The sequence below is a fragment of the Streptomyces sp. NPDC051921 genome, from assembly GCF_040680975.1.
GTDB lineage: Bacteria > Actinomycetota > Actinomycetes > Streptomycetales > Streptomycetaceae > Streptomyces.
The window spans coordinates 22,267-47,691 of record NZ_JBFAXU010000027.1; the positions used below are offsets into that span (position 1 = coordinate 22,267).

Annotated in this window: 28 protein-coding genes and 1 pseudogene; 14 read left to right on the forward strand and 15 right to left on the reverse strand. The window is 72.2% G+C overall.

The features are described 5' to 3' along the window. Window positions 1-219 precede the first annotated feature (219 nt). Both lysS and AB0M16_RS30170 read left to right on the forward strand, forming a co-directional pair. Window positions 220-1,941, forward strand: coding sequence for a lysine--tRNA ligase (gene lysS, locus AB0M16_RS30165; RefSeq protein ID WP_365348517.1), 1,722 nt, complete (start codon window positions 220-222; stop codon window positions 1,939-1,941). A 167-nt stretch (window positions 1,942-2,108) separates the two neighbouring features. Next, entirely contained in the window at window positions 2,109-2,315 is a 207-nt protein-coding gene (locus tag AB0M16_RS30170; RefSeq protein WP_365348519.1) for a hypothetical protein, read from the forward strand. A gap of 54 nt (window positions 2,316-2,369) precedes the next feature. Here AB0M16_RS30170 and AB0M16_RS30175 read toward each other — a convergent pair whose 3' ends face one another. From AB0M16_RS30175 to AB0M16_RS30185, 3 genes are all read right to left on the reverse strand, one after another. Next, window positions 2,370-3,716 (reverse strand): DUF2637 domain-containing protein, encoded by a 1,347-nt coding sequence (locus AB0M16_RS30175; RefSeq protein ID WP_365348521.1) that lies wholly within the window; start codon window positions 3,714-3,716, stop codon window positions 2,370-2,372. Window positions 3,717-3,824: 108 nt separating this feature from the next. Beyond that, window positions 3,825-4,559: a DUF3558 family protein gene (locus AB0M16_RS30180; RefSeq protein ID WP_365348523.1), complete on the reverse strand. Its 735-nt coding sequence runs from the start codon at window positions 4,557-4,559 to the stop codon at window positions 3,825-3,827. 120 nt (window positions 4,560-4,679) lie between these two features. Then, on the reverse strand, window positions 4,680-5,654 hold the full coding sequence (locus AB0M16_RS30185) for a DUF3558 domain-containing protein (RefSeq protein WP_365348525.1): 975 nt from the start codon (window positions 5,652-5,654) through the stop codon (window positions 4,680-4,682). A 175-nt stretch (window positions 5,655-5,829) separates the two neighbouring features. On the opposite strand from AB0M16_RS30185, the gene AB0M16_RS30190 reads away from it, so the two are divergent. Then, a complete protein-coding gene (locus AB0M16_RS30190; RefSeq protein ID WP_365348527.1) occupies window positions 5,830-7,023 on the forward strand; it encodes an RtcB family protein in 1,194 nt (397 codons plus the stop codon). Window positions 7,024-7,211: 188 nt separating this feature from the next. Here AB0M16_RS30190 and AB0M16_RS30195 read toward each other — a convergent pair whose 3' ends face one another. Beyond that, window positions 7,212-7,976 (reverse strand): SDR family NAD(P)-dependent oxidoreductase, encoded by a 765-nt coding sequence (locus AB0M16_RS30195; protein WP_365348529.1) that lies wholly within the window; start codon window positions 7,974-7,976, stop codon window positions 7,212-7,214. A 70-nt stretch (window positions 7,977-8,046) separates the two neighbouring features. Beyond that, window positions 8,047-8,382 (reverse strand): YnfA family protein, encoded by a 336-nt coding sequence (locus tag AB0M16_RS30200; RefSeq protein WP_365348531.1) that lies wholly within the window; start codon window positions 8,380-8,382, stop codon window positions 8,047-8,049. A 113-nt stretch (window positions 8,383-8,495) separates the two neighbouring features. Between AB0M16_RS30200 and AB0M16_RS30205 the strand changes: the two genes are divergently transcribed. Together AB0M16_RS30205 and AB0M16_RS30210 are read left to right on the forward strand one after the other, a co-directional pair. Beyond that, window positions 8,496-8,969, forward strand: coding sequence for a hypothetical protein (locus AB0M16_RS30205; protein ID WP_365348533.1), 474 nt, complete (start codon window positions 8,496-8,498; stop codon window positions 8,967-8,969). Between the two features lie 33 nt (window positions 8,970-9,002). Next, window positions 9,003-9,143, forward strand: a pseudogene (locus tag AB0M16_RS30210) (ABC transporter); the annotation flags it as partial. Between the two features lie 2 nt (window positions 9,144-9,145). On the opposite strand, the gene AB0M16_RS30215 reads toward AB0M16_RS30210, so the two are convergent. Beyond that, a complete protein-coding gene (locus tag AB0M16_RS30215) occupies window positions 9,146-10,660 on the reverse strand; it encodes an FAD-dependent oxidoreductase (protein ID WP_365348535.1) in 1,515 nt (504 codons plus the stop codon). 117 nt (window positions 10,661-10,777) lie between these two features. On the opposite strand from AB0M16_RS30215, the gene AB0M16_RS30220 reads away from it, so the two are divergent. After that, a complete protein-coding gene (locus AB0M16_RS30220) occupies window positions 10,778-11,338 on the forward strand; it encodes a TetR family transcriptional regulator (protein ID WP_365348537.1) in 561 nt (186 codons plus the stop codon). A 130-nt stretch (window positions 11,339-11,468) separates the two neighbouring features. Here AB0M16_RS30220 and AB0M16_RS30225 read toward each other — a convergent pair whose 3' ends face one another. Beyond that, entirely contained in the window at window positions 11,469-12,206 is a 738-nt protein-coding gene (locus AB0M16_RS30225) for a Mut7-C RNAse domain-containing protein (protein ID WP_365348539.1), read from the reverse strand. Between the two features lie 95 nt (window positions 12,207-12,301). Between AB0M16_RS30225 and AB0M16_RS30230 the strand changes: the two genes are divergently transcribed. Further along, a complete protein-coding gene (locus AB0M16_RS30230) occupies window positions 12,302-12,805 on the forward strand; it encodes a GNAT family N-acetyltransferase (protein WP_365348541.1) in 504 nt (167 codons plus the stop codon). A gap of 102 nt (window positions 12,806-12,907) precedes the next feature. Here AB0M16_RS30230 and AB0M16_RS30235 read toward each other — a convergent pair whose 3' ends face one another. Together AB0M16_RS30235 and AB0M16_RS30240 are read right to left on the reverse strand one after the other, a co-directional pair. After that, window positions 12,908-13,456, reverse strand: coding sequence for a GNAT family N-acetyltransferase (locus AB0M16_RS30235; protein ID WP_365348543.1), 549 nt, complete (start codon window positions 13,454-13,456; stop codon window positions 12,908-12,910). A 36-nt stretch (window positions 13,457-13,492) separates the two neighbouring features. Then, window positions 13,493-14,479 carry a helix-turn-helix domain-containing protein gene (locus AB0M16_RS30240; protein ID WP_365348545.1) on the reverse strand — a complete coding sequence of 329 codons (987 nt, stop codon included), beginning with the start codon at window positions 14,477-14,479 and terminating at the stop codon, window positions 13,493-13,495. Window positions 14,480-14,550: 71 nt separating this feature from the next. Here AB0M16_RS30240 and AB0M16_RS30245 point away from each other — a divergent pair, with 71 nt between their 5' ends. Continuing rightward, a complete protein-coding gene (locus AB0M16_RS30245; RefSeq protein WP_365348547.1) occupies window positions 14,551-15,126 on the forward strand; it encodes a TIGR03086 family metal-binding protein in 576 nt (191 codons plus the stop codon). A gap of 175 nt (window positions 15,127-15,301) precedes the next feature. On the opposite strand, the gene AB0M16_RS30250 is transcribed toward AB0M16_RS30245, so the two are convergent. After that, the gene (locus AB0M16_RS30250; RefSeq protein ID WP_365348549.1) at window positions 15,302-15,544 is read right to left on the reverse strand and encodes a hypothetical protein; all 243 of its coding nucleotides are present in this window, start codon (window positions 15,542-15,544) and stop codon (window positions 15,302-15,304) included. Window positions 15,545-15,938: 394 nt separating this feature from the next. Between AB0M16_RS30250 and AB0M16_RS30255 the strand changes: the two genes are divergently transcribed. After that, complete coding sequence (locus AB0M16_RS30255; protein WP_365348703.1) at window positions 15,939-16,829, forward strand: ABC transporter substrate-binding protein; 891 nt, start codon at window positions 15,939-15,941, stop codon at window positions 16,827-16,829. A 347-nt stretch (window positions 16,830-17,176) separates the two neighbouring features. On the opposite strand, the gene AB0M16_RS30260 is transcribed toward AB0M16_RS30255, so the two are convergent. The 5 genes from AB0M16_RS30260 to AB0M16_RS30280 form a co-directional block, all read right to left on the reverse strand. Then, complete coding sequence (locus tag AB0M16_RS30260; protein ID WP_365348705.1) at window positions 17,177-17,566, reverse strand: MerR family transcriptional regulator; 390 nt, start codon at window positions 17,564-17,566, stop codon at window positions 17,177-17,179. Between the two features lie 314 nt (window positions 17,567-17,880). Then, window positions 17,881-18,564 carry a hypothetical protein gene (locus AB0M16_RS30265; RefSeq protein ID WP_365348551.1) on the reverse strand — a complete coding sequence of 228 codons (684 nt, stop codon included), beginning with the start codon at window positions 18,562-18,564 and terminating at the stop codon, window positions 17,881-17,883. Continuing rightward, window positions 18,561-18,878: a hypothetical protein gene (locus AB0M16_RS30270; protein WP_365348553.1), complete on the reverse strand. Its 318-nt coding sequence runs from the start codon at window positions 18,876-18,878 to the stop codon at window positions 18,561-18,563. The genes AB0M16_RS30265 and AB0M16_RS30270 overlap by 4 nt, the downstream gene beginning before the upstream one ends. Continuing rightward, a complete protein-coding gene (locus tag AB0M16_RS30275; protein ID WP_365348555.1) occupies window positions 18,875-19,003 on the reverse strand; it encodes a hypothetical protein in 129 nt (42 codons plus the stop codon). Before AB0M16_RS30275 ends, AB0M16_RS30270 begins: the two co-directional genes overlap by 4 nt. Before the next feature lie 203 nt (window positions 19,004-19,206). Beyond that, complete coding sequence (locus tag AB0M16_RS30280) at window positions 19,207-19,710, reverse strand: hypothetical protein (protein WP_365348707.1); 504 nt, start codon at window positions 19,708-19,710, stop codon at window positions 19,207-19,209. A gap of 864 nt (window positions 19,711-20,574) precedes the next feature. Between AB0M16_RS30280 and hemL the strand changes: the two genes are divergently transcribed. The 5 genes from hemL to AB0M16_RS30305 all read left to right on the forward strand — a co-directional run bounded on the left by hemL (window position 20,575) and on the right by AB0M16_RS30305 (window position 25,424). Beyond that, window positions 20,575-21,882 (forward strand): glutamate-1-semialdehyde 2,1-aminomutase, encoded by a 1,308-nt coding sequence (gene hemL, locus AB0M16_RS30285; protein WP_365348557.1) that lies wholly within the window; start codon window positions 20,575-20,577, stop codon window positions 21,880-21,882. Further along, on the forward strand, window positions 21,879-22,565 hold the full coding sequence (locus AB0M16_RS30290) for a histidine phosphatase family protein (RefSeq protein ID WP_365348559.1): 687 nt from the start codon (window positions 21,879-21,881) through the stop codon (window positions 22,563-22,565). Before hemL ends, AB0M16_RS30290 begins: the two co-directional genes overlap by 4 nt. Before the next feature lie 164 nt (window positions 22,566-22,729). After that, complete coding sequence (locus tag AB0M16_RS30295) at window positions 22,730-23,998, forward strand: hypothetical protein (protein ID WP_365348561.1); 1,269 nt, start codon at window positions 22,730-22,732, stop codon at window positions 23,996-23,998. A gap of 78 nt (window positions 23,999-24,076) precedes the next feature. Next, complete coding sequence (locus AB0M16_RS30300) at window positions 24,077-24,685, forward strand: TlpA disulfide reductase family protein (RefSeq protein WP_365348563.1); 609 nt, start codon at window positions 24,077-24,079, stop codon at window positions 24,683-24,685. Between the two features lies 1 nt (window position 24,686). After that, on the forward strand, window positions 24,687-25,424 hold the full coding sequence (locus AB0M16_RS30305) for a cytochrome c biogenesis protein CcdA (protein WP_365348565.1): 738 nt from the start codon (window positions 24,687-24,689) through the stop codon (window positions 25,422-25,424). Window position 25,425 lies beyond the last annotated feature (1 nt).

Genomic DNA, 25,425 nt, shown 5'->3' on the forward strand with positions numbered 1-25,425 from the left:
ACCGGTGGTCTATTTCGCTTGTCAAGTGTCCCATGGGAGAGCAACGTGATTTCTCCACCCGGGGACTTCTGTGGACGACCCCCGGGCGGATCACCGGGAAGAACCCCCGGACGAATCTCTGCCTGTGGACAACCTCGGAGCGCATGGTTCCGTCTGGGACAATGGCTGAGGCAAGGCTGTAAGGCGCCGAGGGAAACAAGGAAGAAGGACGAACCGACCGTGGCTCAGAGCAGCACCGAGACCGACTGGGTCTCCCGTTTCGCGGACGAGGTCATCGCCGAGTCGGAGCGACGTGCGCCTGGCAAACCGGTCGTCGTCGCGTCCGGCCTCTCCCCGTCCGGCCCGATCCACCTGGGCAACCTGCGGGAGGTCATGACCCCGCACCTGGTCGCCGACGAGGTCCGCCGCCGCGGGTACGAGGTCCGGCACCTCATCTCCTGGGACGACTACGACCGCTACCGCAAGGTGCCGAACGGCGTCGCGGGCATCGACGAGACGTGGGCCGAGCACATCGGCAAGCCGCTGACCTCCGTCCCGGCCCCCGCCGGCTCGCCGCACCCGAACTGGGCCGAGCACTTCAAGGCCGCCATGGTCGAGGCGCTCGCCGAGCTCGGCGTCGAGTACGACCCGATCAGCCAGACCGAGCAGTACACCTCCGGCGTCTACCGCGAGCAGGTCCTGCACGCGATGCGCCACCGCGGCGACATCGACGCCATCCTCGACCAGTACCGGACGAAGAAGGCGCCGAAGAAGCAGTCGCAGAAGCCCGTCGACGAGGCCGAGCTGGAGGCCGCCGAGGGCTCCGGCGCCGCCAGCGAGGACGACGGCTCCGGCTCCGGCGCGGGCTACTTCCCGTACAAGCCCTACTGCGGGCAGTGCGAGAAGGACCTCACCACGGTCACCTCGTACGACGACGACAGCACCGAGCTCGCCTACACCTGCTCGTCCTGCGGCTTCGCCGAGACCGTCAAGCTCAGCGAGTTCAACCGCGGCAAGCTGGTGTGGAAGGTCGACTGGCCCATGCGCTGGGCCTACGAAGGCGTCATCTTCGAGCCCTCCGGCGTCGACCACTCCTCGCCCGGCTCCTCCTTCCAGGTCGGCGGGCAGATCGTCGGCATCTTCGACGGCGTCCAGCCGATCGGCCCCATGTACGCGTTCGTCGGCATCAGCGGCATGGCCAAGATGTCCTCCTCGCGCGGTGGCGTGCCCACCCCGTCCGACGCCCTGCAGATCATGGAGCCGCAGATCCTGCGCTGGCTGTACGCGCGCCGGAAGCCCAACCAGTCCTTCAAGATCGCCTTCGACCAGGAGATCCAGCGGCTCTACGACGAGTGGGACAAGCTGGAGGCCAAGGTCGCCGACGGCTCGGTCCTCCCGGCCGACGCCGCCGCGTACGCCCGCGCCGCACGCACGGCCGCCGGCGAGCTCCCCCGCACGCCGCGCCCGCTGCCGTACCGCACGCTCGCCTCGGTCATGGACATCACCGCCGGCCACGACGAGCAGACCCTGCGCATCCTCGCCGACCTCGACCCGGAGAGCCCGGTCACCGACCTCGACGAGGTCCGGCCGCGCCTGGACCGCGCCGAGAACTGGATCACCACCCAGGTCCCCGCCGACCAGCGCACCATCGTCCGCGACGAGCCCGACACCGAGCTGCTCGGGTCCCTCGACGACGAGGGCCGCGAGTCGCTGCGGCTGCTCCTGGAAGGCCTGGACAGCCACTGGTCCCTGGACGGCCTGACCACCCTGGTCTACGGCGTCCCGAAGGTCATGGCCGGCCTCACCCCCGAGGCCAAGCCGACCCCGGAGCTCAAGCTCGCCCAGCGCTCCTTCTTCGCCCTGCTCTACAAGCTCCTCGTGAGCCGGGAGACCGGCCCGCGTCTGCCGACGCTGCTGCTGGCGGTCGGCGCGGACCGGGTGCGCAAGCTGCTCGGCGCCTAAGCACGACACGGCGGAGGGCCGTCACCCGCAACACGGGTGACGGCCCTCCGCCGTCTCGGCACGGTCCTGCGCGGTGCTCTCCGCGGCGTCCTCTGCATCCTTCGGACGAGGCCCGGTTCCGCCGTGCGCACGACGAAACGGGGCACCGCGCGGGAGACCGTGGAGGCATGAAGAACGAAGCCATCGCCATCATCGGTTGGATCGCGCTCGTCCAGGGCGGCCTCGGCGCCGGCGGGCGCCTCTTCGGGGACGGCCCCTGGGGACTGCTCCAGAAATGGTGGGAAATCCCCACCGCCGGCTACATCGCCCTCTTCGCCATCGGCGTCGCCCTCGCCGCCTGGGGCGAGACCGCGAAACAGCGCGCCAAGGCCTAAGGCCCAGCCCCGTCCCGTGGCCGGAGCCGCTGGACAGGCCCGGGCGCCCGCCCCTTACGGCGTCTGGCTCTCGGCCAGCTCCTGCTCGACCTGCTGGCGCAGCCGCGGCGTCAGCTCACGCAGGATCGACGCGCTACGCGGATGCGTGATCCCGTACTTGTCGCTCAGCCATATGTCGAGCTGCTCCGAGGTGGGAAGGTCCCGCCGCTCCTCGTAGTAGTCCCACATCGCCTTGTACGCGGAGTCCGCGAAGCCGTCGAGGGACGGCTCCTCGTCCACGAACTCCTGGTATTCCTCGAACTGCTCCGGACCCGGCGGCGGAACGTCCTCCGGTCCCTGCGGGATCGGCACCGGGATGGGCTCGAGACCCTCGACGATCTGCGGCTCGTAGGTGCCGTGGTAGCCCTCCGGCGAGACCTGCTGGGTCACGAACCACGGATTGCCGTCCTGCGAAACCTCCGCCTGCGCCTGGCCCGGCGGGCCCGGCAGCGGACCCGGCCCGCCCGCCTGGCCCGGGTGGACCTGCTGCACCGGCAGCTGGACCGGCCCGCCCGGCACCGGCACCGGCTGCTGCCCCTGCCCCTGCATCGGCCCCTGCCCCGGCCCCTGCATCGGCTGGGGCACGGCCATCTGCTGCGGGACCGGCTGAGCCTGGGCCACCGCCTGCGGCAGCTGAGGCTGCTCCACCGCCGGAGCCGGCGGCAACAGCACCGGCTCGACACCCGCAGCCGCCAGGCCCGCCGCGGCCGTCTCGGCCAACGGCACCCCGTACTTCGCCAGACGCAACGGCATCAGCGCCTCCACAGGCGCCTTCCGCCGCCAGGCACGACCGAAGCGAGCCTGAAGACGCGCCTGGTAGATCAGCCGGTCCTGCTCCAGCTTGATCACCTGCTCGTACGAGCGCAGCTCCCACAGCTTCATCCGCCGCCACAGCCGGAACGTGGGAATCGGGGACAGCAGCCAACGCGTGAGCCGCACGCCCTCCATGTGCTTGTCGGCCGTGATGTCCGCGATCCGGCCCACCGCGTGCCGCGCCGCCTCGACCGCCACCACGAACAGCACCGGGATGACCGCGTGCATGCCCACGCCCAGGGGGTCGGGCCAGGCCGCGGCACCGTTGAAGGCGATCGTCGCCGCGGTCAGCAGCCACGCCGTCTGACGCAGCAGCGGGAACGGTATGCGGATCCACGTCAGCAACAGGTCGAGCGCGAGGAGCACACAGATGCCCGCGTCGATGCCGATCGGGAAGAAGTACGAGAAGGTGCCGAAGCCCTTGGCGACGGCGAGCGCGCGCACAGCGGCGTACGAGCCGGCGAAACCGATCCCGGCGATGATCACCGCACCGGCGACGACCATGCCGATGAGTATCCGGTGTGTGCGTGTCAGCTGCATCGCGGCCACCCGCGATCCCCTCCCGTCAATCGACATCTCGCGGGCACAGATTGGCACATGAACGCGGAGCCCGACCCTCGGGGGAGGGACGGGCTCCGTGCGAACACGTGCAAATGCCTACTTGTTGGCCGCCGCGACCGCCGCGACCGCCTGCTTCGACGCATTGATCGCGCCATTTCGGATCCACGCGTCGGACGGACCGGCCGCACCCGCGTACCCGGCCCCGTTGAACGACAGGACGACCAGGACGTTGCCCGTACGCGAGACGACCGTGGCGTACGTGAAGTCCTCATCGGTCTTGCGCAGCTGGTACGTCACGAGGTTCGCCTGCTCACCGACGCCGCCGGCGACCGCGGTCCGCAGGTTCTTGGCACCCTCCGTGGCCTGGACCTTGCCCAGCTCCTTCGTGAGGTTCTCCGCGGCACGCTCCTGGCCGCTGCCCAGCGTGGCGTCCGACTCGTAACGGTAGAACGACACGTCGAGCCAGCGGTACTGCGAGCCCTTGACGCCCTTGTCCTCCAGACCGTTCCACGAGCAACCGCCACGGCTGGACACGTCGCTGGAATTGGCCGCGGTGCCGTTCTTGTTCTTCGCCTTCGGCACGAGCGCGTCGATCGTCTTCGCCGGGATCGCCTTGCAGACCTCCGGCAGCTTCGCGAACTTCGCGGGCTCGACCTTCTTCGTCGGCGCCGTCGTCTGCGGGGCGGACGAGGCCGGGGACGAGGCCTTGTCCGGGGCACCGGAACCCTTGTCACCGGAGTCCGACCCGGAGGAGCAGCCGGCGGCGACGAGCATCACCGGGACGGCGGCGCAGGCGAGTATGCGGGAGAGTCGCGTGGCTGATCGCTGCATGGTTCCTTCAGTCGCTCGGTCAGTCGCTTGGGCGGCCGGCGGCCGGGCGGCCGCGGTACGCCGACACGTTACGTGGTCCGACGCGCGGCCCGGTGGTGCTCACGGAACGGAGCCGGACCCCTACTCCTCCAGCCGCTCGGCCAGCAGGCGAGCCAGATTCCGGGCCTTTTCCTGCAGTTCCTTGCTGTCCGGGACCTCGGCCGAGGAGGCCGCCTGCTCCTCGTACTCGACCGTCACGATCACGTTCGATGTGCGGAACACCACGCTCACGAGGCGCTTCGCGCCCGCCGGACCGGTGGTGACGAGGGCGTCGTCGAGGAAGGCGACGTCACCGAGATCGGTGAGCGTGCGCGGCTCCAGACCGGTCGTCGGGGAGGCCGGACCCGTCGGCGCCGCCGGCGTCGTCGCACCCGTCGGGTGCTGCCCGCCGGTGGCGCCGGGCGCCACCGTCCCGACCGCAGCGAAAGGCGCGTGCGGAGGAAGGGACGGCAGATGGCCGGCCAGCGGGGCGGCACCGCCGGCGCCCCCGGCACCGGCGGACGTCGGCGGCTTCCCGGGATGGGTGGCCGGCGGCGTCGTGTGCGGAGCCGTGGACGGGGTCGTCACCGGGGGCGTGGTGGGCGGCGGCACGATGCCCGCCGCGGTCTGCTTCCGGCCGTACACCTCCTGTGCCCGGTCGTCGTCGCTGATCGTGGGGTCGTAGGAGACGACCCGCTCGATGTCCAGGGTCAGCCGGTGCGCCGCGTAAGGAGCGTCGGACTTCCAGCTGCAGCCGACCCGGCGGTCGGTGTCGAAGGTGGGGGCCGAGGTCCCCCGATAGATCCGGTCACGCTCGGCGTCGGGCAGCCCGGCAGCCCCTGGCAACAGGTCCCTGAGAGCCGCCGGGGGCACCGCGCCGCACGGCTCGAAGAGGGTGCGGTAACGGCCCGGGGGCGCGACGGGAGAGGCGGGACCCGCCTTGGAGTCGACGGACTCGGCGTCCGCGGTGACGCCTGAGGAACAGCCGGTCAGACCGATCCCGAGACCGAGGGCGAGGGCGACCGCGGAGAGCACCGCGGGCCCGGATCGACCGGGTGCGTACGCCTTGCGCTGCACGATCCCAGGCTCCCTTCTTCGGGCGGCATCCCCCGAAAACTGTTTGCTGCTCCGCATGACGCGGTGAACACAATGTCTATCGCACGCGCAGCCGTTGATGCCGGTCCGCAGTCACCTGTACGGGCTTTGGCTCCGGTTTTTGCGTTATCAGACTTTTTGGGGGAATCGAGGAAGTATGTCGTACGTAGAGGTACCGGGTGCGAAGGTGCCCATCCGGATGTGGGCGGATCCGTCGTCCGTCGAGGGCGGCGCCATGCAGCAGCTGCAGAACGTGGCGACGCTGCCGTGGATCAAGGGCCTGGCCGTGATGCCGGACGTGCACTACGGCAAGGGCGCGACGGTCGGCTCGGTGATCGCGATGCACGGGGCCGTCTGTCCGGCCGCGGTCGGCGTGGACATCGGCTGCGGCATGTCCGCCGTCAAGACCTCGCTGACGGCGAACGACCTTCCGGGTGACCTCTCGCGACTGCGCTCCAAGATCGAGCAGGCGATTCCGGTGGGGCGGGGGATGCACCGGGACATGGTGGATCCTGGGCGGCTGTTCCAGTTCCCGACGTCGGGGTTCGGGGACCTGTGGTCGCGGTTCGACTACGTGGCGGAACCGGTCAAGTTCGTTCGTGGTCGAGCCGAGAAGCAGATGGGGACGCTCGGAGGCGGAAATCACTTCTGCGAACTCTGCATCGATGACCAGGGGTCGGTGTGGCTGATGCTGCACTCGGGCTCCCGGAACATCGGCAAGGAGCTCGCCGAGTACCACATCGGCGAGGCACAGAAGCTGCCCCACAACCAGGGCCTGGTCGACCGGGACCTCGCGGTCTTCGTCGCGGACACCCCGCCGATGGCGGCGTATCGCAACGACCTCTTCTGGGCGCAGGAGTACGCGAAGTACAACCGCGCGATCATGATGGCGCTGTTCCAGGAGGTCGTGCGCCGGGAGTTCCGCAAGGCGAAGGTGGCCTTCGAGCCGGTGATCTCCTGCCACCACAACTACGTGGCGGAGGAGCGGTACGAGGGGATGGACATGCTCGTCACCCGCAAGGGCGCGATCCGGGCGGGCTCGGGCGAGTACGGGATCATCCCGGGTTCCATGGGCACCGGCTCGTACATCGTGAAGGGGCTCGGCAACGAGGCCTCCTTCAACTCGGCCTCGCACGGCGCCGGCCGCCGCATGAGCCGAAGTGCGGCGAAGCGGCGCTTCTCGACCCGGGACCTGGAGGAGCAGACCCGGGGCGTGGAGTGCCGGAAGGACGCGGGGGTCGTGGACGAGATCCCCGGCGCCTACAAGCCGATCGAGCAGGTCATGGAGCAGCAGCGGGACCTGGTCGAGGTGGTCGCGAAGCTGAAGCAGGTCATCTGCGTGAAGGGGTGACGTGAGTGCCGCCGGAGGGGGCCGACGTCTCCTGTGGTGAGGCCCTCGGTGGGGATGGTCGTCCCCGCCGAGGGCCGTTCTGCATGGAGCCGTCACGACCGTGGGGCGCGGGTCGGTCGACGATGTCGTGTCCGGGGAGAGATGGTGCTCGGTGGCGATGGGCCGCCCGGACGGGGCGCCCGGGCCGGTCAGAGCTCGCGGTGGACCTTGGTGTTGGAGGCCTGGGCGCGGGGGCGGACGACCAGGAGGTCGATGTTGACGTGGGAGGGGCGGGTGCAGGCCCAGGTGATGGTGTCGGCGACGTCGTCGGCGCTCAGCGGTTCGGCCACGCCCGCGTAGACCTTGGCGGCCTTGTCGGTGTCGCCGCGGAAGCGGGTGGTGGCGAACTCCTCGGTCTTGACCATGCCGGGGGCGATCTCGATGACGCGGACCGGGGTGCCGACGATCTCCAGGCGGAGGGTCTCGGCGAGGACGCGGGCGCCGTTCTTGGCGGCGACGTAGCCGGCGCCGCCCTCGTACGTGGCGTGGCCGGCGGTCGAGGAGAGGACGACGACCGTGCCGTCGCCGCTCGCGGTGAGGGCGGGCAGCAGGGCCTGGGTGAGGTTGAGGGTGCCGATGACGTTGACCTCGTACATGCGTCGCCAGTCCTCCGGGTCGGCGGTGGCGACGGGGTCGGCGCCGAGCGCGCCGCCGGCGTTGTTGACCAGGACGGCGAGCGTGCGGAAGGCGGTGGCGAACTCGTCGACCGCGGCGCGGTCGGTGACGTCGAGGGCGTAGGCGGTGGCCTGGTGGCCGGCCTCGTTGATCTCGGCGGCGAGGGTTTCGATGCGGTCCTTGCGGCGGGCGGTGAGCACGACGCGGTAGCCCGCCGCGGCGAGCTGCCTGGCGGTGGCCGCGCCGATGCCGCTGCTCGCTCCGGTGACGACGGCGATGGGGGTACCGGCGGCAGTCATGACGTGCTCCTCGCGCGTGTGGTCGATCGTGTCGGTGGCCTGGTCAGGATAGGCGGCGGTGGGGTGTCGATCAGCGGCCGCGGGGGGCGTACATGATCACGGCCATGCCGGCGAGGCAGATCAGCGCCCCGGTGACGTCCCAGCGGTCCGGGCGGTAGCCGTCGGCGGCCATGCCCCAGGCGAGGGAGCCCGCGACGAACACGCCGCCGTAGGCGGCGAGGATGCGGCCGAACTCGGCGTCGGGCTGGAGCGTGGCGACGAAGCCGTAGAGGCCGAGGGCGAGGACGCCCGCGCCGATCCAGATCCAGCCGCGGTGTTCGCGCACGCCTTGCCAGACGAGCCATGCGCCGCCGATCTCGAAGAGGGCGGCGACGACGAACAGGGCGGCGGACCGGGCGACGAGCATGGGGGAAGGGTGTCACGGCTGGTCCCCGGAGGTGGTCGGGCGGGCGGCGGTGCATGGGACACGCGGCTGACGGATGATCAGAACATATGGGGATCAGTCGGTATCTTCGGGGCATGACTGCGATGCGCAAGGCGCTGCTCGGAGCGGCTCTGGCCGCTGCCCTGGTGACCGGCACGGCCGCGGTCCCGGCCGCTGCCGCGCCGCCCGAGGCGGATCTGGCCCACCACGGGCACCTGTCCCTGTGGGACGGGCGGCTCGGGGTCTGGCTGGTGAGCGAGAACCACGGGCCGTCGGACGTCTCCCAGGCGACCGTCCGGCTCGCCTTCTCGGAGCCCATGGCGGGCGGGCAGGACCTCCCGCCGGCCTGTCTGTGGAGCAGCGACCGGGTGGTCTCGTGTCGTACGGGTGCCCTGCGGGCGGCGGGCGCGGCCGACGAGCTGGCCCTGGACCTGCGGACGGCGGGGCGTCCGGACGAGTTGACCGTGGACGTTCGCACCGTCTGGCGGGACGGCGTCGCCGACGTGAACCCGCGGAACGACCGGCACCATGTCCTCGTCCTGGCGACCGGTGACCCGTACGTGTTCTGAGGGCTGCCGGGTCCGTCCTGTGACACTCGAACCGTGATCGCCGAACGCGCGTACGCCCGTATCGCCTCGTGCGACGAGCGCGCGTGGCCCTGCTCGGTGCCGCGCGGCCGGCAGCTCATGCCCGAGGGGCTGTGCTTCACCGCGCCCGTCACCTTCCTGGTCGGCGAGAACGGCCTCTAGAGCGCGGCCGTGTAGCCGTCGGGGCGGACCAGAAGGGTGTCGCGACGGGACGGGTCGGCCCAGGTGGCCCGTATCGTCCGGCCGGCGGCGGTCGGTGCCGAGCGGGGCACGGCCGGGGTGGTGTCCTCGGGGGCGATCAGGACGAATTCGCCCGCGCGCAGCAGCTCGTAGAGCCGACCCTCGCGCAGCGCCAGGTCGGGGGCGCGGTGTGCCCCGCCGGCGTAGGAGATGCCGATGCCGCTGATCTGGCCCATGGCCCGCGCGGCGGCCGGCCGGACGGTGCCCAGCAGTCGGGCGGCCAGGCCCCGGGCGGCTCGCTGGAGCGGGGTGCGGGCCATGGCGAGCCGGACCAGCGTGCCGCTGCTGCGCAGCACCAGGGCGCCGACCGGGTGGCGCTCGGCCTGGTAGCTGTCGAGCAGGGCCTCGGGGTCGGGGGCCTCACCGCGCAGTACCGCCGAGAGCTTCCAGGAGAGGTTGGCGGCGTCCTGGAGCCCCGTGTTCATCCCCTGGCCGCCGGCGGGGGAGTGGACGTGGGCGGCGTCGCCGGCGAGGAAGACCCGCCCGGAGCGGTAGGCGGGGGCCTGGCGCTCGTCGCTGTGGAAGCGGGAGACCCAGCGGGCGTCGTGCATGCCGTAGTCGCTGCCCAGGGCCTGGCGAGCGATGGTGCGGAGCTCGTCGAGCTCCACCGGCTCGGTGTCGGGGACCTGGCGGGTGCGGTCCCAGCCCATCACCCGGTACCAGCCGTCGCCGAACGGCGCGATGAAGGCGAAGGCGTCCCCTGAGGCGGCGACGGTCAGCAGCTTCCCGGGCTCCTCTTCGAGGCGGACGTCGGCCAGCACGATGGACTTGATCACCGAGACGCCGGGGAACGGCAGTCCCAGCGCGCCGCGCACCGCGCTGCGCAGGCCGTCGGTACCGACCGTGTAGCGGGCGCGCAGGGTCACCGGTCCTTCGGGAGCCGTCAGCTCCGCGGTGACGCCGTCGGCGTCCTGGCGCAGGCCGCGCAGCTCCGTCCCGTACCGGAATTCCACACCTGTGGACAGTGCCCGGCGCTCCAGGAGGCGCTCCACCTCGTACTGGGGGGTGATGAGCAGGAAGGGGAAGCGGGACGCCAGCCGGGAAAGGTCCAGGGAGAGGCGCCCGAAGAGGCGGAGGGAGGTGAGCCGGGTGCCGGTCGCGACGAGCTCGTCGGCGAGGCCGCGGGCGTCGAGCTGCTCCAGGGTGCGGGCGTGGACGCTGAAGGCGCGCGTCAGATTGCTGATCCCGGCGGGCCTGCGCTCGACCAAGGTGACGCGGTGGCCCGCGGCGGCGAGGTCGCCGGCGAGCAGGAGACCGGTCGGCCCGGCGCCGACGACGAGGACGTCGGTGTCGACGGCCGGGGGCGCGGCGGCCGCGGTGCCGTCGGCCGGAGTGCTGTCGGTGAGGGTGCCGTCGGCCAGGGTGCCGTCGGCCGGGGTCTTGTCCGCCGGGGTGTTGTCGGGGGTGCTGTTCGTGGTGCCCAGGGTGCTCATCGCTGCCTCCAGGGGGTGCCTACGCCCGTTGGCCAACGCCCGTTGGTCAACGCTTGTTGGCAAATGTAGACCCGCTCGTGATGGTGTGTCAACGCCTGTGGGCCTACAGTTGTTGGCATGACGACAGCACGCCGCTCCGACGCCACCCGGACCGCGATCCTGGAGGCGGCCCGCGAGCGCTTCGCCGCCGACGGGTACGAGCGCGCGACGATCCGCGCCATCGCCCGCGATGCCGGCATCGACCCGTCGATGGTCATGCGCTACTACGGCAACAAGGAGGGGCTGTTCGCCGCGGCCTCCGCGATCGAGCTGGAGCTTCCGGAGCTCGGGGGGCTGCCCGCCCGGCATGTCGGCGCCACGCTCGTCGGCCATTTCCTCGACCGCTGGGAGCGCGACGACGTCCTGACCGGGCTGCTGCGGGTCGGCGTCACGAACGCCGCCGGGGCCGAGCGCATGCAGGCGATCTTCGCCCAGCAGCTGGGCCCGGTCGCGCTCGGCGTCTGCCCCGTTCCCGCCGAGGCGCCGCGCCGGGCGGCCCTCGCCGCCTCGCAGATCCTCGGCATGGCGCTCGCGCGCTACGTGCTGCGGCTGCCGCCCGCCGTGGAGATGTCCAGGGAGGACGTGGTCGCCTGGCTGGGGCCGACCGTGCAGCGCTATCTGACCGCCGAGGTTCCGTAAGGAGGTCGGAGCTGAGCGGCACTCGGCGGGCGGGCCGGAGTGCACGTGAGGACGGGCCAGAGGGCGGCCGAGGGTGGCCGAGGCCTCTGGAGGCCCGATGAGCCGCGTGTCGGCGGTGTGCCGGGCGCGGTCAGTGGGCGGCAGCGCCGCCGAACTCGCGCACCGCGTCCATGACGATCGCCTCCAGCCGGGCGTGGTGGGCGCCCCGCCAGTACACGCGGTCGCACTCCGTGCACCGCGCGAAGACGTCGTACGTGTTCTCCGTGCCCTGCTCCAGCTGGTCGCGCACCGCGTCCTTGTCGGCCTCGGTGAGCGGCCCGTTGCAGGCGGTGCAGCGGGTCCAGGGCGCGAGCGGGGGCGCGAAGCGGCCCAGTACGTCACGGAGCTGGTCGTCGGGCCGGTCGCTGTAGACGTAGGCGCCCGCCCACAGCTCGCGGCGGCGCAGCAGCCCGCGGTCCCGGGACAGCATCACGCGCCGCTCCTTCGCGGAGAGCGCGGCCAGGGCCGGGTCGCCGATGTCCTCGCTCTCGTACGCGGCGTCGACGCCGAGCAGCCGCAGCCGCCGGGCCAGGGTGCCGAGGTGCACGTCGAGCAGGAAGCGCAGCGGGGCGCCGGGTACCGGTTGGGGGCGTACCACGCCCTCCACGTCGACCGTCTCGCCTGCCGTGGGCACGTGGGAGGGTGCCACCGGGCGCCCGTCCACGAGCAGCCGCCCCGCCTCGGTCAGCGGCACGCCCAGCGACTCGACGACATGGCCGAGCGAGGACGAGCCGTCGGTCGCCACGGCGGTGTGCCCCGAGCGCCGTTCCGCCGAGACGAAGAGTCCCAGGCCGGGGGCGAAGCTGATCTGGATCTCCGGTCCGTTCACGCAGACAGGATGGCACCGGGCGCGGGAGTGCTGCCAGGGAAATTCGGGCCTCCGGCCCCGGCCGCCCGGTGAGCCGAGCGCGGTACGGTCCCGGTATGAAGATCATTGACCTCGAGCCCGGCGATCCCCGCCTGGAGAGCGAGCTCCTGCCGGTCCTGCGTGAGTTGCGCCCCCACCTCACGCCGGAGCTGTTCGCCGACGTCTACGCACAGGGCCACGCGCAGGGACTGCGCTTCAGTGCCGCGTACGAGGAAGGGACCGACGGAGCCGACGGGGCCGGTCGGCCCGACGGGACCGACGGGGACCGTGGCGGCTGTGTCGGGGTGGCCGGTTGGCGGATCGTCGTCAACACCAGCTCGGTGAAGAAGCTGTACGTGGACGACCTGGTGACGAAGGGGACCGCCCGTTCCACCGGCGTCGGTCACGCCCTCATCGCCCACCTGGAAGGCCACGCCCGCGAGGCCGGCTGCTACGAGCTCAACCTGGACTCCGGCACTCACCGCACCGGAGCCCACCGCTTCTACCTGCGCGAGCGCTTCGACATCGTCGCTTTCCACTTCACCCGCGAGCTCAGGAAGCTGGACGAGCAGGCGGAGTAGAGCGAGTGGGGCGAGCGCCCGAGCCGCCCGAGCCGGCCGCGCCGGCTGGGCAGGCCGGGCAGGCCGGGCAGGCCGGGCAGGCCGAGCAGCCGATCGGGCTGATCAGGCCGGGCGCGGAGGCGCGGTCCCTTCGCCCCTGAGGTCGAACCGCCAGGCGTTGCACCGGATCGGATTGCCCGGCGGGTACTCGAAGTCCCGCTCCCCGAGGAGCGTGAAGCCGGCTTTGCGGCACACCGCGTTCGAGGGCCCGTTGTCCGTCGACGGATAGGCGTACAGGTGCCGGAACCGGCCCTCGGAGAGGGCCCGTTCCACCACCGCGCGCGTGGCGGCCGTCGCCACGCCGCGGCCCTGGAAGCCGGGCAGCACCGTCCACCCGGTCTCGTACACCGGCTCCCCGTCCCAGGACGTCTCCCAGAAGCCGATCGACCCGGCCGCCGCCTCCTCGGGCAGCAGCACGATCCGGAACATGGCGCCCGGGCGGGCGGCGTCGGCGCTCAGCTCCACGTACCGCCGGTGGCGTGCGACCAGCTGCTGCTCCGTCTCCGGGCCGCCCAGGTGGTCCATCAACTCCGGTGCGTTGACGGCGTGGAGCAGTGCGAAGTCCTCGTCCGCCCACGGTTCGAGCCGTACGGGCATGCTGGTGGAGTCCATGTCCGCACCCTAGGCCGCCGGTCTGACAACGCCCGCCTACTGGGCGTACCGGGCGTACGTGGTCGGCGGCACGCCGACGGTGGCCGTGAAGTCCCGTACGAGATGGGCCTGATCGCTGTAGCCCAGCTCGGCGGCGAGCCGGGCCCAGTCCGGGGGAGAGGCGGCGGAGCCGGACTCGGCGCGCTCCAGGGCCTCGTGGATGCGGTAGCGGAGGATGACCCACTTGGGACCGACCCCGACGTGGGCGGCGAACAGGCGCTGCAGCGAACGCGGCGACAGCCCGGCGGTACGGGCGAGGGCCGAGACCCGCCGCATCGTCCGGTCCGTACGGACGAGGTCGACCAGGGCCATCGCCTGCTCGGCGGCCGCGAGGACGGCGGGGTCGCCGCGTGTGGCCGGGACGGCGGGGACGGCCGGGTCGGAGAGGGTGACCGGGACGGTCGGGTCGGCGACCTCTGCGCGGTCAGGGGTGGGGCCGTGGGCCAGGAGGAAGGCGTCGAGGGCCGCCACGCGCGCGTGGTCGTCGTCGGGCGACAGGACGCGGTCCGGGGCTTTCGGGTCCATGTCCGGAAAGGCCTCGGTGAGCGGCGCGATCCGGCCCGTCCAGTGCGAGGCCGGCCACGCCGGCGCGAAGGGGCGGAAGCCGCCCGGGCGGAACTGCACACCGCAGACCCGGCCACGCCCCGTGAGCTTCTTGGTGAAGAGTTCGAGTCCGATCCCGGAGACGACGGCGATGTCCCCCGTCCCCTCCCCTGCGCCCGTCCCCGCACCCCGTCCCTCCCGTGCTTCTTCCCCCGCGCCCCCCGGCGCGCCTTCCGAGCGCTCGAAGACGAGGTTCACGGACGGGTGCGGGACGACGTGGGACGCGTACGGCTCGGTCAGGTCCCAGTCGATCAGCCAGTAGTGCTCCAGATACGGGCGGAGCTCGGGCGCCGGGGAACGGCGGCGGAAGCGGACACGGGCGAGAAGCTCGGCGGCGTCCACGATGCCCCGGGTGTCACGGCGCGGGCCTGGGGCGGTCATGCACCGAATGGTTTCCGCTCCGGCGCGTTTCTTCAAGACGGGACGGGGCGCCCGTCCGTAGCGTCGCCCCCATGACCCACCGCATCGCCGACCTCCTCGACACCGCCGCCGCCCGAGCCGTCCCCCTGGTGCGCGACACGCCCGACGACGGCCTGGGCGCGCCCACCCCCTGTGCCGCGTACGACGTGCGCGGGCTGCTCAACCACCTCACGCACGTGATCGTGAACTTCCAGCTGCTCGCCGCCAAGCAGCCCTCCGACTTCACCGGGGAGCCCGACTACCTCGCGGGTCCCGACTGGCGCGCCCGCTTCGAGGACGAGACCGCGAAGCTGGTCGCCGCATGGGCCGAGCCCGGCGCCGAGGAGGGGACGACCGGCGCGATGGACCTGCCGGCGCGCACGGTCGCCGCGATGGTGCTGCTCGACCTGACCGTGCACGCCTGGGACCTGGCCCGGGCCACCGGTCGGCCCTTCGAGCCGGACCCGGTGGTCGTGGCGGAACTGACGGGGGAGGTGGAGCGGATGGCGCCCACGGCCCGGACGATGGGCGTCTTCGGTGAGGCGGTGGAGCTGCCGGTGGACGCCCCGGCCTTCGAGCGGCTGCTGGCGATGACGGGGCGCGATCCACGGGCGTGGGCGACCGCGTGACGTGCGGGCGGCGCGGACCGGCTCCGTGCCCGCGGCGTGGGGCGGCGCGCACGGCGCGGACGGCCCGCGCGCGGACGAGAGCACGTGGACGGCGCGCACGGCGCTGACGGTCCGCTGTCCGCCGCCGCTGTCCGCTGCGACCCGCTGGGGCCTTTCCGCCGCACCCGATGCCGGGTCAGCGCAGGCGGCCCGCCGAGCTGAGGGAGAGGCGGGAGACGACCTGACCGAAGGCGCGTTCCTCGGCGGGGGTGAGCGAGACCGTCTCCTGTGGGTGCCAGACGCGCTCCAGCGGCGCGCTCGCCCGTTCACGGCGGGCGCGGGCGCGCAGGCCCAGGGCGACCCACACCGCCGCGGAGACGGCGAGCAGGCCGAACAGGGTGATGACGCGGGGGTCGGAGAACTGGCCGGGCAAGGTCATGGCTGACTCCAGGGCGCGGGCGCGTACGACCGGTGCGCGCCCTGCAGACGGCGGCACGCGCGTACGGCGCTGACGATTCCTACTGCTTCCTCCCGACCCGTTCAGTTAACACCACCCTGGGGGCCTTTCGGCAGGGGGGACCGGGACCAAAGTCCCCGGGGCGCGTGCCGGGGACAGGCCCTCTTGTGCGGGCCGGGGAACCGCTTCAAGGTGGCGGGGACGGAGATTTCCGGCCGGGGAGGGAGCAGCCGCCATGTCGGACGCAACGGGCTCGGACACGACGGGTAGATCGGCCGCGGACGCAGCGAGTACGGGCGGTGCGGGCGGTGCGGGCGGTGGAGGCACGGGGGGATCCACCGACGCGTGGGGGTTCACGGACGACCGGGGCACGGGCCTGACGGCCGCGCGGCGGCCGGAACGAGTCGTGGCGTACGTACGGGCCGGGGCCGCCCTGCTGGACCTGGGGGTTCGGCCGGTCGCGGTCTACGGTTCCGGGCACGACGGCGACGTGCTCGATCCGGTCAAGGCGGGCGGCCTCGCGGCGGCCGGTGTGCCGTACCTGGGGCCAGGGCGGGCCCTGGACGAGGCCCGGGTGCGGGAGCTGGCGGACCGGGGCGGCGTCGACCTGGTCGTGGACCTGACGTACGACGGCAAGAGCCCGTACGCGCTGGACGAGGCGTCGACGGAGCGGCTCGGCGCGGCACGGGGAGCCGCCGGCGCACCTCAGGCGAGTGAGCTGCGCGGAGCGCGCGAGGAGTCCGGGGTGCCGGTCGTCGCCCTGTCCGTAGGGAGCGAGCTGCCCCTGGCGGCGATCGTCGACCGCTTCGTGGAGCTGGCGGACGCGCTGGGGCCGGCGGACGTCCCCGAGGGGCGGGAGCGGGAGCGGGGGCTGGAGGAGTTGGGTGATGCCGAGGCCGCGCTGCGGGCCGTGGCCGGGCGTACGGAGCTGACCGTGCTCGCGTTGTCCGGTGCGGGGCCGGAGCAGGTGCACCTGGCCCGGCCGCACGCCTGGCCGGAGCTGGCGCGCCTGGCCGAGCTGGGCATCCGGTTCGTCGAGCCGGGTCCGGGTCCCGGGGCGAGCTGGCTGACGACGGACTGGGAGTACACGGTGGGGCTCGGTCCCGACCTGGTGCTCTTCGACAGCCGTGCGAACGCGGTGCCGCCGCACCGGGTCCCGCCGGGCGCGCGTCTCGCGCCCTGGAACCCGGAAACGCCGCCGAGCCCTTCCGCGTACGCCCGCTTCTTCCGGGACCTGGCGACGGCCCTGGAGGACCGGGAGGGCTGAGGCCCGCAGCCGCAGCCGCAGCGGAAGCGGAAGCCCCGACGGTGACCGCGACCGCGGCCCCGGCCGCAGTCGGGTCACAGCCGGGCCGCCACCCGAGCCGCACCGGTCGTGCCGGCGGTGCCGCGCCGCAGTCGAGCCGTAGCCGAGGTGTCAGCGGTGCCGCAGCCGTAAGCGCAGCCGTGGTGCCAGCGGCGCCGCTGCCGCAGCCGACTGCCGCACCCGTGGCCGCGCCGCACCCGCAGCCGAGCCGCAGCCCTGGTGACAGCGCAGCCGCAGCCGCAGCCGTGGCCGGTGCCGCAGCCGCTGCCGCCGCCGCAGCGGAAGCGGACCCGCTGCCGCACCCGCGGCTACGTCAGTCGTGCCCGCAGTGAGTTCGCGAACTCCTCCGCCCGGGCCAGTTGGGCGCGGAGTTCCGCGACGCGCTCGGCCGCGGCCTGTTCGTAGCCGCGGACGCGCGCGACGAGGAGGGCGCGGACGGCGGGGTCGAGTTCGCCGGGGGTGTCCGGGGCGTCGGCCGCGAGGCGGTCCACGGCGGTGAGCAGCTCGCGGGTCTCGTCGAGGGTGAAGCCGAGCGGCTTCATCCGCCGGATCACCATCAGGCGGGCCACATCGGCGTCCGTATAGAGCGGGAAGCCGCCCTCGGAGGCGGCGGACGGGACGACGAGGCCGCTGTCCTCGTACTGGCGGATGGTGCGCAGGGACAGTTCCGTCCGTTCCGCGACCTCGCCGATCTTCATGGGGCGCGCTGTGTGCACAGTGCTCAGCACTTCGGGTCCTTCCTCGTGCGGCCCGTCGGTCCGTCGGCGCCCAGGCCTGCCGGGCCGGCCGGGGTGCCGACGGGCGCGGCATCCGCCCATTACATCCGATTCGTCCTAACTTCAGCACTTATGAGAGCGGGAAGTGCGGCGAAACGCCTGCTGGTAGGACGTCCGTTGGACAGCACGCGGCTCGGCGAGACCCTGGTGCCGAAACGTCTCGGCCCGCGAACGGGCGAAGGCGGAGGCCGCGGCCTCACGGTCGACGTGACGTACGGGGGACGGCGCCGACGGGGTCAGCAGGAGCGGGTGGGGGTGGCGCTCACGGCCTGCGTGCCCCAGTCGAGCCGCCGCAAGGCGTCCTTGCCCTTCGCATCCTTACCGCCGTCCCCGCCCTTCCCGCCGGCGGCCTTGACCTTCACCGTGACGCCCTTGCCGTCGAGCTCGACCAGCTCCCCGCAGATGACCCCGTCGCGGGTGTGCACGGACACGGACGCGCCGCCGTCCTTCTCGCCGGCGGGCGCCATCCAGGTCGTCAGCACGCCGGCGGCGGTGAGGACGACACCGAGGACGGCGAGCCAGCGGGCCCGGTCGACCCCGGCGGCCACGCGGGTGCTCTCCGCCTTCTCCCAGTGCAGCAGCTCCTCGCCGTCGGCGAGCCTGAGCGAGTCACCGGGCCGTCCGTGGGCCGCCGAGGCGGCCGTGAACGCGGAGGTCAGCAGGGCCGACAGCCCGAGCGCCATCAACGAGACGACGACGATCCGGTACAGGGTGGGCAGCTCGGCGACGTTCTCCCGGCCCTTGAGGACGAGGACGGCGGCGAGCAGGGCGGTGGCGGTGGCGAGGAAGTTCCGCCAGCCCTCGGCCTGGCGCCGGGCGATGTCGAGCTGCGACTGACGCATGTCGAAGAGGCGCTGCTCGGCGGCGTCCCTGGCGGCACGGCGGGTCAGACGAGGGGGCGGCGGCGGAGGCGTGGTCACGTCGTGGCCTCGCCGGGGATCCGCACCTTCCAGTTGGCCCCGCAGCCGTGGCGCTCCTCGGCGCCCCGGTGGGTGATGCTGCAACGGCAGTCCATCGTCCGGTCCAGGCGCACCTCGGGCTTCTTCCGCCCCCAGGGCAGGCCCTTGGTGACGGTGCCGGGTACGAGGTCGACCAGCTCCTTTTCGGTGGGGTGGCCGCAGGCGGGGCAGGTCGCCGTGGCGACCCAGTCGTCGCCCTCCTGCCGCCAGTCGAGGTCGCCCGGCGGGTCGACCCGCTGTTCCTGGTACGGCCGGTTGCCGGAGTTGAACCTCATACGGACTCCTCGTGGGGCGGCAAGGTCAGGTGGAACAACGGGCCGCAGTGGGCGAGGCGTTCCCGTACCTGCGGGGCGGTCAGTTCGACCTCCTCCGCGCACAGGTGGATGTGGTCCTCGGTCACCCGTCCCGAGACTGCCGGTTCCCGGCCGGTCGGATACCGGCTGAGGACGATCACGTCCTGCCGGTCGGGCGCGTGGTCGTCGTCCTGGGGATCCGGGCAGGCATCAGTCGTGCCCGTAACGCGCCCCATCGTGGAGCAGTCCCCCTGGTCCCGTGGCCCCGGTCTCCCGGTCCGTCTTCAGCAGAGCGGCATCATGGCTGGGGTCACGGCCACACCAGGCAGTACGGCTGGTGCCCGGCCTCGTGCAGCCGGTGGCTGAAGTCCTGCCACTCGTGCAGCAGCTGGTAGACGTTGAAGGCGTCCTGGGGGCCGCCGCGGTCCGGGACCGTGGACCAGATGAAGGCGGCGGCGCCGACCGACTCCTCGCCGATGCCGCGGAGCGGGTCGACGACGGTCATGGGGAGCTTCACCACGGCGTAGTCGGGGTGCAGGACGACCAGTTCCAGCGGCGGGACCTTGTGCAGGGGCATGCCCTGGATGCCGGTGAGGACCATCGCGGCTATGGTCTCCGGCTTGATCTTGGTGAACATGCCGCCCATGCCGAGCTCGTCGCCGCCCAGTTCCTCGGGGCGCATCGAGATCGGGACGCGGGCCGCCGTCGCGCCGTCGGGCGCGCCGAAGTACTTGTACGTCACCCCCAACCGGCCACTCCCGCCACTCCCGCCACTCGGACCACTCAGCCTGCGGAGGCTGTTCAGGCCATTCAGCCCGCTCCCCCCGCCCGCTGTCGAGTCCTCCGTCGGTCCGGCCTCGCGGGCCGCGCGTGCCCGCCGGGCACGGGCGCGGCCGAGGCGGGACTCGTCCGCCGGCTGGTTGCCCGGCTGGTCCCCGGGGCGCGCGGGCTCGTCGGAGGCCGCGTTTGCGGGCTTCGCCTCGGCCCGCGCATCGGGCCGACCATCGGCTCTCGACTCGGGACGCACGTCGCTCCTCGGCTCGGGACGGACGTCGCCTCGCGGCTCGGGCCGTGCGTCGGACCTGCTCTCGAAGCGGGCGTCGGGCCGCGTGTCGCCGCGTGCGTCGGACCGCGGGTGCGGCCGCTGCTCGCCCCGCGGGTCGCCGGGCCGTGTCTCGGGGCCCCGTGGCTCGCCTCGCGACTCGCCCGGCCGGAACATGTCTCCGCCTCTCGGCGCCTCCGCGCCCCTCGGCGCGTCGCCGCCCCTGGGGCCGTCCCCGCCCGTCCGCGGTTCGTTGGCCCTCGGCTCTTCCGTCCTCCGGCGCCGGTGCCGCCCCCGCCGGACAGGGTCGGGACCCAGGTCGTCAGTCCCCTCGCCCGGTCCGCCACCGCGATGCATATCTCCACCCGACTGCTGTTCCAGGCCGCGCGTCTCCGCCGCGCGGCCCGATCATCGTGACAGTGACCTCCCCCGCGGTCGTGCGGTGAAACACCTGTCCGCAAGATCGCCGTGGCCTCTGACACCATGGATTCCGTGAGCCATCCCTATGACGCCCCAGTTTCGCAGACGCGGAGGACAGACGCCCCGGCGTAATCCACAGGGTGCCCACACCGTCCCCCCGTCCGTTCTCCCTCCGCCCCTTCGTACACGACGTCGTTCTCGCAGGTCAGGATCACAGTGCCGTATTCATACGAAGCCCCAGTCTCACAGACGCTTTTCGACCGCGCCTCCCTCGTGACGCCCGGCGGCGTGAACTCTCCGGTGCGAGCCTTTCGAGCCGTGGGCGGTACGCCCCGGTTCATGGTGTCCGGTACCGGTCCGTACCTCACCGACGCGGACGGTCGTGAGTACGTCGACCTGGTCTGCTCGTGGGGGCCGATGATCCTCGGCCACGCGCACCCGGAGGTGACCGCGGCCGTGCAGGCGGCCGTGGCGCGCGGGACGTCGTTCGGCACCCCGGGCGAGGGCGAGGTCGCGCTCGCCGAGGAGATCGTCTCGCGGATCGAGCCCGTCGAGCAGGTTCGGCTGGTTTCCAGCGGTACCGAGGCGACCATGTCGGCGATCCGGCTGGCCCGTGGGTTCACCGGGCGGGCCAAGGTCGTCAAGTTCGCCGGCTGCTACCACGGGCACGTGGACGCGCTGCTCGCCGCCGCCGGCTCCGGTGTGGCCACCTTCGGACTGCCCGACACGCCCGGAGTGACCGGCGCGCAGGCCGGGGACACGATCGTGCTGCCGTACAACGACCTGGAGGCCGTGCACGAGGCCTTCCACCGCTACCCGGGCGAGATCGCCTGTGTGATCACCGAGGCCTCGCCGGGCAACATGGGCGTCGTCCCGCCGCTCCCCGGCTTCAACCAGGGGCTCAAGGACGCCTGTGCGAAGAACGGGGCGCTCTACATCTCCGACGAGGTCATGACCGGGTTCCGGACCTCCCGGGCCGGCTGGTACGGCGTCGACGGCGTGAAGCCCGACCTGATGACCTTCGGCAAGGTCATGGGCGGCGGCTTCCCGGCGGCCGCGTTCGGCGGGCGCGCCGACGTCATGGGGCACCTCGCCCCGGCCGGGCCCGTCTACCAGGCCGGCACCCTCTCCGGCAACCCGATCGCCACCGCGGCCGGGCTCGCGCAGCTGCGGCTGCTCGACGCCGCCGCGTACGAGAAGGTCGACAGCGTCTCCCGGGAGATCCAGGGGCTCGTCTCCGACGCGCTCACCAAGGAGGGCGTGGCGCACCGGCTGCAGACCGCGTCCAACATGTTCTCCGTCTTCTTCACCGCCGACGAGGTGCGCAACTACGACGACGCGAAGAAGCAGGAAGCCTTCCGCTTCAACGCCTTCTTCCACTCGATGCTCGCGGACGGCGTCTACCTGCCGCCGTCGGCCTTCGAGTCCTGGTTCGTGTCCACGGCCCATGACGAGCGGGCGGTCGAGCGCATCGCCGCCGCCCTGCCGGCCGCCGCCCGCGCCGCCGCGGAGGCCACGGCATGAGCGGGTCCAACGGCGACATCACCGTCGTCCACCTGATGCGGCACGGCGAGGTGCACAACCCGGACGGCGTGCTCTACGGGCGCCGGGCCGGCTACCACCTGTCCGAGCTGGGGCGGCAGATGGCCGACCGCGTCGCCGAGCACCTGGCCGGCCGGGACGTCACCCATGTCGTCGCCTCGCCGCTGGAGCGCGCGCAGGAGACGGCGACCCCGATCGCCAAGGCGCACGGGCTGGACCTGGCCACGGACGGACGGCTGATCGAGGCCGGGAACGTCTTCGAGGGCAAGACCTTCGGCGTGGGCGACGGAGCGCTGCGCAAGCCGGGGAACTGGAAGCACCTCACCAACCCGTTCAAGCCGTCCTGGGGCGAGCCGTACGTCGAGCAGGTCGTGCGCATGATGGGCGCGCTGGACGCGGCGAAGGACGCGGCACGCGGCCACGAGGCGGTCTGCGTGAGCCACCAGCTGCCGATCTGGATCGTGCGCAGCTTCGTGGAGAAGCGCCGGCTGTGGCACGACCCGCGGCGCCGGCAGTGCACGCTGGCCTCGCTGACCTCGTTCACGTACCAGGGCGACAGGATCGTGTCGGTCGGGTACAGCGAGCCGGCCCTCGATCTGGTGCCGGTGCACCTGCGCGCCGGTGCCAAGCCGGTCAAGGGCAAGGCGAAGGCGTTCGGGGCGTAGCGGGCGCCGTACTTCCCGCTCCATCATCAGGGCGATCGGATGAACATCCGGTCGCCCTGAAATTTTTGTGCTATTTCCCGGAACCTCCGTGTTCCTCCCGTCATCTCACTCATTGTCGGTTTGGATGACGTTGAGGTCATACGTCAAGCGCGAATGGGGATGTCATGCGCGAGATCAGTCGGATCAGCAGGAGGAGGCTTCTCGGGGCGGGAGTTGGTGCGGCCGCGGCGCTGGGAGTGGCCGGCGTCACGGGCTGCAGCACCAACGGAGAGGACAAGAAGGGGCGTTCCGGTCCGGGGCGGGGGGGCGACGCCGGTGGTGCGGACGTCACCGCCACGCCCACCAAGGACGACGGGCGTCCCCTCGGTGACGGTTCCACCGCCGACACCGGAAAGCAGCCCAACCAGCCCGACACCCCCGTGCCGCTCGAACCCGGTCAGACCCCGCCGCAGTTCGTGATCTTCTCCTGGGACGGCGCCGGCGAGGTCGGCAACGGCCTCTTCCCGCGCTTCCTGGAGCTCGCCAAGAACCACGACGCGGCCATGACCTTCTTCCTCTCCGGGATCTATCTCCTGCCCGAGTCGAAGAAGGACCTCTACCGCCCGCCGAACAACCGCGTCGGCGCCTCCGACATCGGCTACCTGACCGACGACCACGTCAAGCAGACCCTGAAGTACGTGCGCCAGGCCTGGCTGGAGGGCCACGAGATCGGCACCCACTTCAACGGGCACTTCTGCGGCGGCTCCGGCTCCGTCGGCAACTGGACCCCCGCCGACTGGCAGAACGAGATCGACCAGGCCATCGGCTTCGTCACGAAGTGGAAGACCCACAGCGGCTGGACCGACCTCGACCCGCTGCCCTTCGACTACACCAAGGAGCTCGTCGGCGGCCGTACTCCCTGCCTGCTCGGCCAGGACAACCTGCTGCCCACCGCCAAGCGGCTCGGCTGGCGCTACGACGCCAGCTCGCCCGGCGGCCGCCAGATGTGGCCGGTCAAGCGCGGTGGCCTCTGGGACCTGCCGCTGCAGGCCGTGCCGTTCCCCGGGCACTCCTTCGAGGTCCTGTCGATGGACTACAACATGCTCGCCAACCAGTCGAGGAACTCGACCAAGGGCATGCCCTCGCGCTACCCCGGCTGGCGCAAGCAGGCCACCGAGGCGTACCTCGCCGGCTTCACCCGCGCCTACGAGTCCAACCGCGCCCCCTTCTACGTCGGCAACCACTTCGAGCAGTGGAACGGCGGCATCTACATGGACGCCGTCGAGGAGGCGCTCAAGGGGATGGCCGGCAAGAAGGACGTCCGGCTCGTCTCCTTCAGGCAGTTCTGCGACTGGCTGGACGTCCAGGACCCGAAGATCCTCGCCAAGCTGCGTACGCTGGAGGTCGGACAGTCCCCGGCGGGCGGCTGGAACGCGTTCCTCCGACCGGCTTAGACGATCTTGACAACGGGCGTTACGGGCACGTAGTGGGGGTGCCCAAGATCGGCGAATCGCCCATGCGAAACTTTTCACATGACCGTTAGCCGTGCCCCCCGTCGCGCCCTGTCGGCAGTCGCCATCGTGGCGGCCGCGCTCGCGCTGACCGCATGCAGCTCCGACTCCAAGGGCAAGTCGGGGGGTGGCGGTGGCACCAACTTCGTGACCAACACGGGCGGCATCGCCACGGTGGCCAAGGGCGAGCGCCAGGCGGCGAAGACGATCGCCGGGGAGACCCTCGACGGCAAGCAGCTCGACGTCGCCGACCTCAAGGGCAAGGTCGTGGTGCTCAACGTCTGGGGCTCCTGGTGCAGCCCGTGCCGCGCCGAGGCCCCGCACTTCGCGAAGGTCTCCAAGGAGTACAAGGCCAAGGGCGTCGAGTTCGTCGGGATCAACACCCGCGAGAACGACGGCAAGGACGAGGCGGTCAACTTCGAGGAGGACTTCGGGATCGAGTACCCGAGCCTGTACGACCCCGCCGGGAAGATCATCCTCAACGGCTTCCCCCAGGGGTCCCTCATCCCGCAGGCCATCCCCTCGACCATCGTCCTCGACAAGGACGGCAAGATCGCCGCCCGCTCCCTCATGGCGCTCGACGAGACCAAGCTCAAGTCCATGATCGACCCGCTGGTCGCGGAGAAGTGACGTGAACGAGACGGTCTTCAACGGAGCGCTCCTCCTGGCGGTGCCCATCGCCGTGCTCGGAGGCCTCGTCTCCTTCTTCTCCCCCTGCGTCCTGCCCCTCGTCCCCGGCTACCTCAGTTACGTGACCGGGGTCACCGGCACCGACCTCGCCGAGGCCCGACGCGGCCGCATGGCGGGCGGGGCCGCGCTGTTCGTGCTCGGCTTCACCGTCGTGTTCGTCTCCGGCGGCGCCCTGTTCGGCGGCTTCGGCAGCGCCCTGCAGACGCACCGCGAGATCATCTCCAAGGTGCTGGGCGCACTGACCATCCTGCTGGGCGCCTTCTTCATGGGCGCGATGCCCTGGCTCACCCGCCGCGAGTTCCGCTTCCACAAGCGCCCGGTGACCGGCCTGCTCGGCGCCCCCATGCTGGGGGTGCTCTTCGGCCTGGGCTGGGTGCCCTGCATCGGCCCGACCCTCGCCGCCGTACTGGCGCTCGCCTCCAACGAGGCCAGCGCGGGCAGGGGCGCGCTGCTCACGGTCGCCTACTGCGTGGGCCTCGGCCTGCCCTTCATCCTCACGGCGGTCGCCTTCCGGAGGGCGCTCGGCACCTTCGGCTGGGTGAAGCGGCACTATGTGTGGGTCATGCGCACCGGCGGCATCATGCTGATCGTCACCGGACTCCTGCTCGTCACCGGGGCCTGGGACGGAATCGTGTCCGCGATGCAGTCCTGGGCGGCCGACTTCACTCCGGGGATCTGAT

Bases quoted from the DNA above. Each gene is read 5' to 3' on its own strand.
- AB0M16_RS30170 (WP_365348519.1), top strand. From the start codon at position 2,109: ATGAAGAACGAAGCCATCGCCATCATCGGTTGGATCGCGCTCGTCCAG.
- AB0M16_RS30180 (WP_365348523.1), bottom strand. From the start codon at position 4,559: ATGCAGCGATCAGCCACGCGACTCTCCCGCATACTCGCCTGCGCCGCC.
- AB0M16_RS30190 (WP_365348527.1), top strand. From the start codon at position 5,830: ATGTCGTACGTAGAGGTACCGGGTGCGAAGGTGCCCATCCGGATGTGG.
- AB0M16_RS30195 (WP_365348529.1), bottom strand. From the start codon at position 7,976: ATGACTGCCGCCGGTACCCCCATCGCCGTCGTCACCGGAGCGAGCAGC.
- AB0M16_RS30200 (WP_365348531.1), bottom strand. From the start codon at position 8,382: ATGCTCGTCGCCCGGTCCGCCGCCCTGTTCGTCGTCGCCGCCCTCTTC.
- AB0M16_RS30205 (WP_365348533.1), top strand. From the start codon at position 8,496: ATGACTGCGATGCGCAAGGCGCTGCTCGGAGCGGCTCTGGCCGCTGCC.
- AB0M16_RS30215 (WP_365348535.1), bottom strand. From the start codon at position 10,660: ATGAGCACCCTGGGCACCACGAACAGCACCCCCGACAACACCCCGGCG.
- AB0M16_RS30220 (WP_365348537.1), top strand. From the start codon at position 10,778: ATGACGACAGCACGCCGCTCCGACGCCACCCGGACCGCGATCCTGGAG.
- AB0M16_RS30230 (WP_365348541.1), top strand. From the start codon at position 12,302: ATGAAGATCATTGACCTCGAGCCCGGCGATCCCCGCCTGGAGAGCGAG.
- AB0M16_RS30235 (WP_365348543.1), bottom strand. From the start codon at position 13,456: ATGGACTCCACCAGCATGCCCGTACGGCTCGAACCGTGGGCGGACGAG.
- AB0M16_RS30240 (WP_365348545.1), bottom strand. From the start codon at position 14,479: ATGACCGCCCCAGGCCCGCGCCGTGACACCCGGGGCATCGTGGACGCC.
- AB0M16_RS30245 (WP_365348547.1), top strand. From the start codon at position 14,551: ATGACCCACCGCATCGCCGACCTCCTCGACACCGCCGCCGCCCGAGCC.
- AB0M16_RS30250 (WP_365348549.1), bottom strand. From the start codon at position 15,544: ATGACCTTGCCCGGCCAGTTCTCCGACCCCCGCGTCATCACCCTGTTC.
- AB0M16_RS30260 (WP_365348705.1), bottom strand. From the start codon at position 17,566: ATGAAGATCGGCGAGGTCGCGGAACGGACGGAACTGTCCCTGCGCACC.
- AB0M16_RS30270 (WP_365348553.1), bottom strand. From the start codon at position 18,878: ATGAGGTTCAACTCCGGCAACCGGCCGTACCAGGAACAGCGGGTCGAC.
- AB0M16_RS30290 (WP_365348559.1), top strand. From the start codon at position 21,879: ATGAGCGGGTCCAACGGCGACATCACCGTCGTCCACCTGATGCGGCAC.
- AB0M16_RS30295 (WP_365348561.1), top strand. From the start codon at position 22,730: ATGCGCGAGATCAGTCGGATCAGCAGGAGGAGGCTTCTCGGGGCGGGA.
- AB0M16_RS30300 (WP_365348563.1), top strand. From the start codon at position 24,077: ATGACCGTTAGCCGTGCCCCCCGTCGCGCCCTGTCGGCAGTCGCCATC.